Source organism: Acinetobacter sp. YH01007 (genome assembly GCF_013420425.1).
GTDB classification, from domain to species: Bacteria; Pseudomonadota; Gammaproteobacteria; order Pseudomonadales; family Moraxellaceae; genus Acinetobacter; species Acinetobacter towneri.
On record NZ_VOYC01000005.1, the window covers coordinates 111,699 to 124,469 of the forward strand.

At 43.5% G+C, this 12,771-nt stretch carries 10 protein-coding genes; 2 read left to right on the forward strand and 8 right to left on the reverse strand.

What is annotated here, in order from left to right; genetic code table 11:
* Position 1: 1 nt before the first annotated feature.
* The 6 genes from nuoG to ndhC all read right to left on the reverse strand — a co-directional run bounded on the left by nuoG (position 2) and on the right by ndhC (position 7,658).
* Entirely contained in the window at positions 2 to 2,686 is a 2,685-nt protein-coding gene (gene nuoG / locus FTT74_RS03895) for an NADH-quinone oxidoreductase subunit NuoG (RefSeq protein WP_131261530.1), read from the reverse strand.
* A gap of 11 nt (positions 2,687 to 2,697) precedes the next feature.
* Positions 2,698 to 4,035 carry an NADH-quinone oxidoreductase subunit NuoF gene (gene nuoF, locus FTT74_RS03900; RefSeq protein ID WP_004975453.1) on the reverse strand — a complete coding sequence of 446 codons (1,338 nt, stop codon included), beginning with the start codon at positions 4,033 to 4,035 and terminating at the stop codon, positions 2,698 to 2,700.
* Positions 4,032 to 4,541 (reverse strand): NADH-quinone oxidoreductase subunit NuoE, encoded by a 510-nt coding sequence (gene nuoE / locus FTT74_RS03905; protein ID WP_004975451.1) that lies wholly within the window; start codon positions 4,539 to 4,541, stop codon positions 4,032 to 4,034. The genes nuoF and nuoE overlap by 4 nt, the downstream gene beginning before the upstream one ends.
* A gap of 14 nt (positions 4,542 to 4,555) precedes the next feature.
* Positions 4,556 to 6,343, reverse strand: coding sequence for an NADH-quinone oxidoreductase subunit C/D (gene nuoC / locus FTT74_RS03910; protein ID WP_004975450.1), 1,788 nt, complete (start codon positions 6,341 to 6,343; stop codon positions 4,556 to 4,558).
* Between the two features lie 85 nt (positions 6,344 to 6,428).
* The gene (locus tag FTT74_RS03915) at positions 6,429 to 7,106 is read right to left on the reverse strand and encodes an NADH-quinone oxidoreductase subunit B family protein (RefSeq protein WP_004975447.1); all 678 of its coding nucleotides are present in this window, start codon (positions 7,104 to 7,106) and stop codon (positions 6,429 to 6,431) included.
* Between the two features lie 6 nt (positions 7,107 to 7,112).
* Positions 7,113 to 7,658: an NADH-quinone oxidoreductase subunit A gene (gene ndhC, locus FTT74_RS03920; protein ID WP_004975445.1), complete on the reverse strand. Its 546-nt coding sequence runs from the start codon at positions 7,656 to 7,658 to the stop codon at positions 7,113 to 7,115.
* Positions 7,659 to 8,098: 440 nt separating this feature from the next.
* Between ndhC and FTT74_RS03925 the strand changes: the two genes are divergently transcribed.
* Positions 8,099 to 8,455, forward strand: a complete 357-nt coding sequence (locus FTT74_RS03925; RefSeq protein WP_096901797.1) for a hypothetical protein — start codon at positions 8,099 to 8,101, stop codon at positions 8,453 to 8,455.
* Positions 8,456 to 8,579: 124 nt separating this feature from the next.
* On the opposite strand, the gene FTT74_RS03930 is transcribed toward FTT74_RS03925, so the two are convergent.
* Together FTT74_RS03930 and prpF are read right to left on the reverse strand one after the other, a co-directional pair.
* Positions 8,580 to 9,515, reverse strand: coding sequence for a polyprenyl synthetase family protein (locus tag FTT74_RS03930; RefSeq protein WP_179988598.1), 936 nt, complete (start codon positions 9,513 to 9,515; stop codon positions 8,580 to 8,582).
* Positions 9,516 to 9,708: 193 nt separating this feature from the next.
* Entirely contained in the window at positions 9,709 to 10,899 is a 1,191-nt protein-coding gene (gene prpF / locus FTT74_RS03935) for a 2-methylaconitate cis-trans isomerase PrpF (RefSeq protein WP_179988599.1), read from the reverse strand.
* Between the two features lie 321 nt (positions 10,900 to 11,220).
* On the opposite strand from prpF, the gene FTT74_RS03940 reads away from it, so the two are divergent.
* On the forward strand, positions 11,221 to 12,576 hold the full coding sequence (locus tag FTT74_RS03940; protein WP_179988614.1) for an amino acid permease: 1,356 nt from the start codon (positions 11,221 to 11,223) through the stop codon (positions 12,574 to 12,576).
* The last annotated feature ends 195 nt before the right edge of the window (positions 12,577 to 12,771 follow it).

Consider the following 12,771-nt stretch of genomic DNA (forward strand, 5'->3'; position numbering starts at 1 on the left):
ATTACACTCCTACCGCGACTGAAACAGGCTCTGCAAGAGATACCGTTGGTGCAAGACCAATTGGGTAGCCAATATAACCTGTAGGTAAATATTCAATCACTTGTACTGGCAACACGATAGATGTTTCGCCTGCTTGTACAGTAATTGTTTGACCATCTTGTAGATTCAAACGCTGCGCATCCTGCGTACCTACAGCAAATACTGCTTCAGGAATACGTGATTCCATTGCAGGAGTTTTCACCGTAAATTCCCCCGATGCAAAAATGTGATGCATTGGAATTAAACGGAAGCTGTCTGGATTTGCAAGTACTGGTGCAGGTGCAACATAGCTACGTGCAGGACGTTTCGCCAAACGGTCGAATAAACGAATACCTGCGTCACCACCTTTTAAGTGACCACCCACGTTGTCTTGGAATTTGTTCCAAGCTTGTGGCGAGTTCCAACCTGCAGACCAAGCAAATGGTACAAGTGCCGCTGGCGTTTGATTACCCACATAACCTTCCATAGAGAATGTTAATGCTGAATCTACATCGACAGGTTGTTTTGGTTCGTGAATGGATAACGGTGCACGCATAGCGGTACGACCTGAGTAACGACGTGGTTCACGCGCAACTTTTAAGCCATGTACACGGAAACCTGCATCTGGTGCAACATCTTGAATTGCTTCAAGTGCTGGAACATTCTTCACTACAGATTCAATCACGTCATCTAAAACAGTCCAAGCAATTGCTTTGCCTTTTAAGCCTGTTTCAAGTGCGTGTAACCAGCGCCAAGATTCTTTAATCGCCAATTCAGGTTTGTAGTAGCTTGGGTCATAAACTTGGAAGAAGCGTTGTGCACGACCTTCCTGACTCACCACCGTACCATCACCTTCCGCGAAGCTTGCTGCAGAAAGTACGATATTGGCTTTTTGCACAGTTGCGGTTTCAGCATGATCTAGCACGATGACATCTTGTGCTTTCGCTAAAGCTGCATCGACTTGTACTGCAGGTAAACGACGATATAAGTCATTTTCAACCACAATCACAGCATCATAATCTTGTGCAAATGCTTGCTCTAAGCTTTGCCCACCAAATATAGCCAAGCCCATTGAGTTCACTTCTGGCACAGTTAAGCTTAAACCTGCGTTTTCACCCAAGTTTTGTGCCACTTGTGCAGCCGCTTCCATAATGGCAGCGTCTAGTAAGCTTGTACCTGAAATCACCAATGGTTTTTTCGCAGCTTTTAACGTGTCAGCAATGGTTTGTGCAAATGCTTTCGCATCGTCATCTAAACCTGTGATCACGTCACCTGCAACCGCAGCAGCAATGGCAAAACCTAAACGTGCGATATCATTTGGAGAAGCAACCACTTCACCTGTTGCGACATCAGCTAAACGAGTTTGCGTTGCAGCCAAAATGTAAATTGGTGATTTTGCATCTTGCGCAATACGTTGCACAGGTTCAGCCAACCAATCTGGCGTACGACGCTCTGCCGCCATTTCTTTGGCTTTGTTTTTCGCCGCTTGACGAACAGACAACGCCATACGTGGTGCAGTTTGGGTTAAATCTTCACCCAAAATTAACACAGCATCGTAGTCTTCAATTTCACGCATACCCGGGTTGTAAATCCCTTCGGTTTGCATGATTGAAGCTGCAAGTTCAACCAAGTTTTGCTCTTTTTGCGATAAACCTGTTGAGTAGTTGTCTTGGCCAACCAACTCACGCAAAGCAAAGTTTGATTCAAGCGATGCACGCGGTGAACCAATACCCAAAACTTTTTTGCCTTGAACTTTGGCAATAATCGTATCAAGTGCAGCATCTACAGAAACGGTTTCTACGCTCGCACCGTTACGGAACTGAGGCTGACGTGGACGATCTTCACGGTTCACATAACCTGTACCGAATCGACCTTTATCGCATAGGAAGTATTGGTTGACTTCACCGTTAAAGCGGTTTTCTACACGACGCAATTCGCCATAACGCTCACCCGGAGAGATGTTACAACCTGAAGAACAGCCTTGGCATACGCTAGGCGCATACTGCATGTCCCACTTACGGTTATAACGCGCAGAGTGAGTTTTGTCGGTGAATACACCTGTTGGACAGACTTCAGTCAAGTTACCTGAGAATTCAGATTCCAAAGTACCCGATTCAGGACGACCAAAGTAAACACGTGATGCGTTGGCATAGACACCAAAGTCTGTACCGCCTGCATAGTCTTTGTAGTAACGCACGCAACGATAACACGCGATACAACGGTTCATTTCATGCGCGATGAACGAACCAAGCTCTTGGTTATAGTGAGTACGTTTAGTAAAGCGGTAACGACGACGATCGTGCTGTGTCATTACAGTCATATCTTGTAAATGACAGTGACCACCTTCTTCACAGACTGGACAGTCGTGTGGGTGGTTGGTCATCAAGAACTCTACAATTGAAGCACGGAACTCAGTTGCTTCCTTGTCTTCAATCGAGATATAGGTATTGTCAGCAGCAGGTGTCATACATGACATCACCAAGCGACCACGAGTATCTTCAGGGTTCGCATATTGGGTCACGGCACATTGACGGCAAGAACCGACAGAACCTAAGGATGGATGCCAACAAAAGTACGGAATGTCGATCCCAAGGCTCAAACATGCTTGCAGCAAGTTTTCCGAGCCATTGACTTCGTACGATTTTCCATCGACATGAATTGTAGCCATAGTCGAATTCCTTAAGCTTGTTCTACGTTGCTAGCTTGAGCAGCAGGACGGCTATTTGCCACTTTTGCTTCAAACTCGCCACGGAAATATTTGAGTGCGCCCATTAATGGCTCCATCGCACCTGGTGCGTGAGCACAGAAGGTCTTACCAATCCACAATTTTTTGGTGAGTTCTTGAAGATGTTGAATGTCTTCTTCTTTCCCTTCGCCATTTTCAATTGCTTTGAGTGCTTTTACAGCCCACGGTAAACCATCACGACATGGGGTACAGAAACCACATGATTCGCGCGCAAAGAATTCTTCTAAGTTACGGGTTGCAGAAACCATACATTGGGTTTCATCGACCACCATAAGCAAACACGTGCCTAAACGTGAACCTGCCTTCATGATGCTTTCTGCATCCATAGGCAAGTCAATGTGTTCTGCTGCCAAGAAGTCGGTAGATGCACCACCCGGTAACCATGCTTTTAGCTTCAAGCCATCACGCATGCCACCCGCATAGTCTTCAATTACTTCACGTGCAGTCGTACCAAATGGAAGCTCCCATAGACCTGGGAATTTCACCTTACCAGAAGCACCGTAAATTTTTGTGCCAGGGTCTTTCGATTTACCTGCAGATAAACCGATATACCACTCTGCACCACGCAACATGATTGCAGGTAAGTTGTTATAGGTTTCTACGTTGTTGACAATCGTTGGACGACCCCATGCCCCTGCAACTTGCGGGAATGGTGGTTTAGTACGTGGGTTAGCACGGCGACCTTCAAGCGAGTTAATCAATGCGGTTTCTTCACCACAGATATAACGACCTGCGCCTGTATGCACGTATAGCTCAAAGCCCCAGTTGGTACCTAAAATGTTTTCGCCCAAATAACCTTTGGCACGAATTTGCTCAATCGCTTCATTTAAGTACTGTGCAGCTTCGATGTATTCGCCACGAATAAAGATATAGCCGTGGGTAGCTTCAAGCGTGTACGCAGCAATCAGCATACCTTCAATCAGTTGGTGTGGAAGTTTTTCCATCAACAAACGGTCTTTGAAAGTACCCGGTTCCATCTCATCGGCATTACAAATCAGGTAACGTGGACCTGAATTGTCGTTTGGCGCCATCAGTGACCATTTGATCCCTGCTGGGAAGCCTGCACCACCACGACCTTTTACTGTCGCAGCTTTAATGACTTCAAGCACATCTTTAGGCGGCATAGAAATCGCTTTCTTAAAGCCTGCATAACCTTCTAATGCTTCGTAATCATCTGCATTACGCACGTGCTCTTGCTTGCTTAAACGCCAAGTTAATGGATGCGTTTCTGGGTTACCGTCACCATAAATTGGTCTTGGTTCGGTATTCATACATACTTCTCCAATAACTGTTGCACCGATGTCACCTCAACTAAACCGTGAGTATCTTCATCAATCATCAAGGTTGGACCCTTATCGCAATTTCCTAAACAGCAAATTGGCAATAACGTGAAACGACCATCTGCAGTCGTTTGACCAAACTGAATGCCTAATTCACGCTGGAATGCTTCTGCCAGTGTTTCTGCACCCATCAAAAAGCATGCAATCGAGTCACACAATAAAATCACGTGACGACCTACAGGCTGGCGATAAATACGGTTATAGAATGTTGCGACACCTTCTAAATCAGCAACGCTGATGGTTAGAAGCTGTGCAATCGCATTGAGCTGCGCATCATCTACCCAGCCATTACGGCGCTGTACACACTTCAAGGCATCTAAAGATGCTGCACGTGGGTACGGATAATGACCAATGTGATGTTCAATTTCATGGATTTCTTCCGCAGTCAAAATCCCTTCAACATTCACACGTGGCTTTTTATCAGTCAAAATCATCATAATGCGTTTACCCCTTAGCGATCCACGTCTGCCATTACGACGTCAATGGTCGCTAAATAAATGATTAAGTCAGATACCAGACTGCCGTTAATCACAGAAGGCATTTGCTGTAAATGCGTGAAAGTTGGTGTACGAATACGGGTACGGTAACTCATCGTTGACTTATCTGAAGTCAAGTAGTAATTCGATGCACCTTTCACCACTTCTGCCATTACAGATGCTTCACCAGCAGGCATTACAGGACCCCAAGACACGCTTAAGAAGTGCGTAATCAGGGTTTCAATATCTTGTAATGTCTTGTCTTTTGGTGGTGGAACAGCCAATGGATGGTCTGCTTTATATGGACCAGATGGCATGTTATCTAGACATTGTTTGATGATTTTCAATGACTCTTCGATTTCACGGAAGTGAACCAGTACACGAGCGTAAGCATCGCCTTCGTACTCTACAGGTACTTCGAAGTCATAGTTTTCATAACCACTGTATGGACGGTATTTACGCACGTCAAAGTCGATACCTGTTGCACGTAAACCAGTACCTGTCACACCCCAAGCCAAGGCAGATTTCGCATCATACTGCGCTACACCTTGCGTACGACCCATGAATACCGAGTTGCGTAATGCCGCAGTGTAGTATTCGTTCATACGTTTTGGCATCCACTCTAAGATTTCACGAATCAGGTGTTGCCAGTTGTTTGGTAAGTCGTGTGCGGTACCACCGATACGGAACCATGCTGGATGCATACGGTAACCCGTAATAGCTTCAATCGCATCGTAGATTTTTTGACGGTCTGCGAACATATAGAATACAGGGGTCATACCGCCCGCATCCTGAATTGCAGTACCAATGAACAATAAGTGGTTATTGATACGGAACAATTCCGACATCATGACACGGATACATTGTGCGCGGTCTGGCACAGTAATGCCTGCCAGTTGTTCCACACCCATGACATACGGCATGTTTTGCGCACAACCACCCAAGTAGTCCACACGGTCTGTATAAGGAATGAATGAATGCCAAGTTTGACGCTCAGCCATCTTTTCCACACCACGGTGGTGATAGCCGATATCTGGCACACAGTCTTTCACTTCTTCACCATCCAACTGCAAAATTACACGGAACGCACCGTGCGCAGATGGGTGGTTAGGACCCAAGTTCAGGAACATGAAGTCTTCGTCTTTATTACCGCGCTTTAAGCCCCAATCTTCAGGCACAAAGCGAAGGTGTTCTTGCTCGAAGTCTTGTTTGGCTTGGTTCTGCATATACGGTGTATATTCCGTTGCACGTGCAGAATACTCTTTGCGTAACGGATGACCTTCCCAATATGTTGGCAACAAGATACGACGAAGCATTGGATGCCCTTCGAAGTTGATACCAAACATATCGTAAGCTTCACGCTCGTACCAGTTGGCATTTGGCCAAATGTTGGTTGCTGTTGGAATATTGAGATCACTCTCATTCAACGCAACTTTAATACGAATGTCCGTGTTACGCTCTAGCGATAACAAGTGATAGAACACAGTAAAGTCAGACGCAGGTAGACCATCGCGGTGAGTACGCAAACGCTCATCTACCGCAGACAAGTCGAACAACATCACGTATGGACGTGACACTGTACGCAAGAACATTAAAACTTCTTGTACACGTGCGCGCTCAACCCAGACTGTTGGAAAATCTTCAAAAGTCGTTTGCACATAGAAGTTCTCACCAAATTTGGTTTTGAGCTCTTCTACAATTGCAAATGCTGGGCGTGAATCAACTGCTGTTGATTCTGGCATAGCAATGTCAGTTTCAGCCATTGGCTTGGCTTCCTATTTAATACAAATTCAGTCAACCTAAACGACAACTACACCCGTCGGGTGCATCAATATTTGTACGTTTAAATTATTTAATTTCATCCATAGAGCGTAAGTTTTTCACCGCAATACGCTGCGCATTCTTACGGTCACGTTCTGGCATCATCTTCGGCTTATATACTGGCTTAAGATCATCACCAATCACCGCAGACAACGGACGACGCTCTAATTGAATTTGGTCTTGTAATAACATCAATGCTTGGATTAATGCTTCAGGACGTGGTGGGCAACCCGGAATGTACACATCCACAGGAATGATTTTATCCACACCTTGCACAACTGAATAAATGTCGTACATACCACCTGAGTTTGCACATGCGCCCATTGAGATTACCCACTTAGGCTCAAGCATTTGCTCGTACAAACGTTGAATTACAGGTGCCATTTTCACAAAACACGTACCTGCAACAATCATCAAGTCTGCCTGACGCGGTGAAGCACGAATAACTTCTGCACCAAAACGTGACAAGTCATGCACACCTGTTAAGGTAGTTGCATACTCTACGTAGCAGCACGATGTACCAAAGTTAAACGGCCAAACTGAGTTCTTACGTCCCCAGTTTACTGCTGTATGTGCCAAGTCCTCTAAACGAGTCATGAACACATTTTTATTCACTTCTTCTTCAAGCGGATCGGTTACGATCTGACGCTCTTGAAGTGGATATTGATCAGCATCGGGATTCGCACGGGTTAAGGTATATTTCATCCCGAGTTACTCCTTGTCAGATGAGGTAGTCGCAGATTTTTTTACACGACCAGAGGATTGAGCTGGAATTTGACCGGTAGGGTCCGTTACCAATTCTTCAATTGAGTTAAAGCGTGTGATTTCTGCAAGATCCATATTTGGCGAACCAATTTTAGGTTTAATCCCTGCTGCTTTACGCTTATCAGATGGAGCCCAGTTCAGCGCACCAGTTGATAATTCATAAATTAAGCCAACGAGTAAAACTAAAATAAATACAGCAGCCGTTGCAAAGCCCACCCAACCTACTTCACGAACAGAAGCTGCCCATGCGTATAGATAAAGTGCTTCTAAGTCGAAAACAACGAAGAAAATTGCAACCAAATAGAACTTTGCAGATAAGCGGATACGTGCTCCACCAGCACCTACAACACCCGACTCAAACTGCTCTTGCTTCGCACGCCCCCATGATTTACCCCCAAGGAGTAAAGGAACGGTCAGCATAAAGACGCATAAAAATGTAACGCCGATCACGAAGGCAATAATTGCCCATTCGTATGGAGTAATGGCACTCATGCGGGGATAACTCCTGGCAGGCCTATTTATTAACAAAGAATGTATGTATTGGCCTTCAAATACACCAAACACAAAATTAATCACGCCAATTGTACCTGATTTATGATTTCACTTGCTAGTTCATAAGTCTTAGTCTTTCGGATGATTTTTTATTCAAATACTTGATATTTTAGAATTCCACTACTCCGTAGGGCTCTTAATCGCTTTAACAAATAGATAAGTCAGTTGTGATTATTTTTTCCAAAACACCAATTGAGCGGTTCGTTGCAAAGTTTTTAAATTTATAGAGAGATCATCGCAATTTCAGGTTTCAGCTTAGTTTAAGCCGCACAAAATTTTGTGTAGTTTTTGCAACTTAGACCCTGAGTTTCTTTAATTTTTCACCCAGAGTGTGCTATTCCTAGTAAGCATTAAAAATTTGAATAATAAGGAGTAAACACATGAGCTTAGACTATACCCACAAACCAAATTACTTTATGTTTGCGCAATTATTTATTCGTCATTTGCAAAATTATTTTGAAAAACATCCTGACGCACAAAATGCAATTTTTGACCTGCGTGATATTTACGAGTTATTTCGCCAAGACAAAGCATCTGCCACCATTAATTTAGACGGCATTATGAATATTGCAGATGAATACCGCCTTGAAACCTTACAAGGCGATCAAAAATTAATTAGCCGTTATGCGATTGATCCACAAAATAATTCTTTGTTGGTAGATTTTAACCGCGAGGCTTTAGACAGCTTAAAACAAGGCAAAGCAATTTTACCACCTGATGCAACGCTACAAGAATAAAACCGTATAGAATCTGCATTAAAGTGTGTTGCTTAAAACAGCCAACACTTTCATAAAGCACAAAAAAGCGAGCATCTGCTCGCTTTTGAGTATTGAGAGCCACAAGCCCTCCATCTAGAATAATTTAGCTTTTACGTGACAATAAAAACTCGGAAATTTGTTGTAACTCTAAGACGGTATCAGTTTTAAAATATGCCAACGCAGCAAAGGCTTGATCGTGCAATTCTTGTGCATAAGCTTGTGCTTTTTCCAAGCCCATGAGTGCAGGATAGGTCGATTTTTCAACTTGTTCATCTTTCCCTGCAGTTTTACCTAGTACTTCAGTATCCGAAATAATATCTAAAATATCGTCTTGTACCTGAAAGGCTAAACCAATCGCCTGCGCATATTCACGCAATTGTGGAATCGCTTTATCTCGCCCATCAAACACGGTCACAGCTGCCATCATCACCGCTGCAGAAATTAACGCCCCTGTTTTATTACGGTGGATATTTTCCAAAGTCGCCTGATCCACCTGTTTACCTTCAGACTGCAAATCTAAAACCTGTCCACAGACCATTTTTGAAGAAGCAGTGGCTAAAATTTGCATCTGTTTGAGGACAATGCCTTGATCTACCGCAGCAGCCTGATCAAACAAACGACTGCCTAAAATTTCAAATGCCATCGACTGTAAAATGTCGCCTGCCAACAATGCTGTATCTTCACCATACGCGGCATGGCAAGTTGGTTGCCCACGACGCAATAAGTCATTGTCCATACACGGCAAGTCATCATGTGCCAACGAATAACAGTGGATCAGTTCAATTGCAACCGCAGCACGGCGTACCGCAGCAGAGTTTTGATTCGGTCTTAACGCTGCGGTGGCATAACACAAGGCAGGGCGAACACGTTTTCCACCCAACATGACGGCATGATGCACGGCAGACTTTAACGGTTCTGGCAATGCAAAAGCCTCTAGAGCGGTAAGCAAGTCTTGCTGAATACGTTGTTGGGCTGCGGTTAATGCATGCGCCTGTAAATCGTGAAGTGATGACACATTCGCCTCGAGTTGTTGGTTCATGTCTAATAAGCATAAGCTGCCTGTGTTGCAGCATTGTACCTGTAATTCAAAGTTTTTTAAGCCTTAACTGAACTGATATAACATTTCAGCCATAAATAAGCCCCTATCGAAATAGAGGCTGTATTTAGTTAACTAGAGTCTATGACACTTCGTCTATCCTATCCTTCACTGCGCCTTGCACTGCAAACAAAACTTATTCTAATGTTTCCGCAGGTACACGCACCCAACCTTCCATTAACACACGTGCACTACGGCTCATCACAGCTTTTTTGACTTGCCATTGTCCATTTTCCTGTACGGCTTGCGCACCCACACGAAGCGTACCTGATGGATGTCCAAAACGTACAGCTTCACGTTCACCCCCGCCCGCAGCCAAGTTGACCAATGTTCCCGGAATAGCTGCGGCTGTACCAATCGCGACTGCTGCTGTGCCCATCATGGCATGGTGTAATTTACCCATCGACAATGCACGTACCAATAAATCGGTGTCCTCAGCCTGAATTTGTTTACCACTTGAAGATACATAACTTTTTGGCGCAGAAACAAAGGCAATTTTTGGCGTATGCTGACGTTTTTCAGCTTCAGCAATTTCCTGAATCAGCCCCATTTGTTTAGCACCATAAGCGCGAATGGTTTCAAAACGTGCCAAAGCTTGTGCATCACCATTGATTGCATCTTGCAGTTCTGTGCCTGTATAACCAATTTCTTCTGCATTTAGGAAAATTGTTGGAATACCCGCATTAATAAAGGTCGCTTGGAATGTTCCAATATCTGGCACATGCAAAGTGTCCACCACATTTCCAGTTGGGAACATTGCCCCACCTTCTTCGCCATCATCGGCAGGGTCTAAGAATTCAATTTGTACTTCTGCGGCAGGAAAAGTCACGCCATCCAACTCAAAATCACCCGTTTCCTGCACCTGACCATGCGTCATTGGAACATGCGCAATAATGGTTTTTTCAATATTTTTCTGCCAAATACGTACGGTACAAATGCCATTTTCTGGAATTTTACTGGCATCAACCAAGCCATTGCTGATCGCAAATGCACCGACTGCAGCCGTTAAGTTACCGCAGTTGCCACTCCAATCTACAAATGGCTGATCAATCGAAACTTGCCCAAACAAATAATCGACATCGTGATCGGGTTGAGTGCTTTTGGCTAAAATTACGGTTTTACTGGTACTTGAGCTTGCACCGCCCATTCCATCAATTTGCTTGGCATAAGGGTCTGGACTGCCAATCACACGCAATAAAATTTGATCTCGAATTTTGCCTGGCAGCTGGGCTGCTGCAGGTAAATCATCAAGTTTAAAAAATACGCCTTTACTGGTACCGCCGCGCATATAAGTCGCTGGAATTTTAACTTGTGGTGCAAAACGCATGAATTTTATTCCCTTGTTTTTTGATTGTTATGGCCATATAAAAAGACCCTTTTGCATCATAACGGTTTTTATTCAAAAGGTATCGCGGTCTTGACTTAAGTATAAAAAAACAACATTTGGTAAATTTTACCCTAACCAGTCATCTTGATTTATATGGCAAAAATAAAATTAATATATTGATTCACTTATCTTTTATACAAATAAAAACCATAAAATATTTTAATATTTATCATAAATTTATTTCATTATTGCCTAGCTACTAGGCTAATGAAATTTGATCTATTACAATCTTGTCACTTTTTCCTTGTCGGGCTGAATACTTTGAACAACGAGTCTTCACAACTTCAGCGTGGCTTAAAGAACCGCCATATTCAATTGATTGCCATGGGTGGCGCAATTGGTACAGGCTTATTCTTAGGTTCCGCGCAGGTCATCCAATCTGCTGGCCCTTCTATTATTTTGGGTTACGCCATTGGTGGTCTTATTGCATTTTTAATTATGCGCCAATTGGGGGAAATGATTGTTCATGAGCCCGTTGCAGGATCATTCAGTCACTTTGCCTATAAATATGCAGGTAAATTCCCCGGCTTTTTAGCAGGTTGGAACTATTGGATTTTGTATATTTTGGTGGCAATGGCAGAACTCACCGCAGTTGCCAAATACATTAACTATTGGTGGCCGCATATTCCTGCTTGGACATCGGCACTGTTCTTTTTCATTGTGATTACCATTATTAACTTGGGCAATGTAAAGTTCTACGGTGAATCAGAGTTCTGGCTAGCAATCATTAAAGTCGCTGCTGTGGTTTCGATGATTGTGTTTGGTTTATATCTCTTACTTTCTGCAGATGCCAATTCAACCGCATCATTCAGCAACCTTTGGGCGCATGGGGGGTTCTTCCCGAATGGCTTTGAAGGTTTGTTCTTTATGCTGGCATTCCTCATGTTTGCCTTTGGCGGCATTGAGTTGATTGGTATGGCAGCCGCAGAAGCGCAAGATCCTGAAAAAACCATTCCTAAAGCCATTAACCAAGTGGTGTTCCGTATTCTAATTTTCTATATCGGTTCACTCACCATTCTATTGTCTTTAGTGCCTTGGAATCAGTTAGATTTAGGTGGTTTAGATAAAAGTCCATTCGTAATGATTTTTAGTCAAATGGGCATTGAATGGGCAGCGCACTTACTGAATTTCGTGATTTTGACTGCGGCACTTTCTGTGTATAACAGTGGGATGTATGCCAACAGCCGTATGCTGTTTGGTTTGGCCAAACAAGGTAACGCACCAAAAATTTTCCTAAAAGTGAATAAACAAGGTGTGCCAATTCCAGCAGTATTATTCTCTGCGGTATTAATTTTCGGCTGTGTATTGTTGAACTACTTTGTACCTGAAGAAGCTTTAAGCCACCTCATGTATATTGTTGTGGGTGCATTGGTTTTAAACTGGGCGATGATCAGTTTGACTCACCTTAAATTTACCAGCACACTGAAAAAATTAGCGATTCCAACCAAGTTCCCTGCTCTTTGGTCGCCATTTAGTAACTATCTGGTGTTGGCCTTCATTGCTGTGGTGCTTTACATTATGTGGACACAGGGCTTCAAAGAATCAGTCATTATGATTCCAGTCTGGATTGTTTTAATGTTTATTCTGTTTAAGGTGCTTAATTCCAAAAAACCTTAATTTGGACTGCATTTATATCGCCCCATTTAAAAAAGTTACTGCTTCGGCAGTAACTTTTTTTATAGCTCAATTTTGTCTTTCCGCATGTAAGTTCAACGCTCAATAGAGTGAAATTATAAAACCTTCAAATTTTAATCCTGCTGTAGGATTCTCGTTCAGAATATAAACCAATAAAACACTGCTGTTTTTATTGAT

Bases quoted from the DNA above. Each gene is read 5' to 3' on its own strand.
- nuoG (WP_131261530.1), bottom strand. From the start codon at position 2,686: ATGGCTACAATTCATGTCGATGGAAAATCGTACGAAGTCAATGGCTCG.
- nuoE (WP_004975451.1), bottom strand. From the start codon at position 4,541: ATGATGATTTTGACTGATAAAAAGCCACGTGTGAATGTTGAAGGGATT.
- FTT74_RS03925 (WP_096901797.1), top strand. From the start codon at position 8,099: ATGAGCTTAGACTATACCCACAAACCAAATTACTTTATGTTTGCGCAA.
- FTT74_RS03930 (WP_179988598.1), bottom strand. From the start codon at position 9,515: ATGAACCAACAACTCGAGGCGAATGTGTCATCACTTCACGATTTACAG.
- nuoC (WP_004975450.1), bottom strand. From the start codon at position 6,343: ATGGCTGAAACTGACATTGCTATGCCAGAATCAACAGCAGTTGATTCA.
- ndhC (WP_004975445.1), bottom strand. From the start codon at position 7,658: ATGAGTGCCATTACTCCATACGAATGGGCAATTATTGCCTTCGTGATC.
- FTT74_RS03915 (WP_004975447.1), bottom strand. From the start codon at position 7,106: ATGAAATATACCTTAACCCGTGCGAATCCCGATGCTGATCAATATCCA.
- nuoF (WP_004975453.1), bottom strand. From the start codon at position 4,035: ATGAATACCGAACCAAGACCAATTTATGGTGACGGTAACCCAGAAACG.
- prpF (WP_179988599.1), bottom strand. From the start codon at position 10,899: ATGCGTTTTGCACCACAAGTTAAAATTCCAGCGACTTATATGCGCGGC.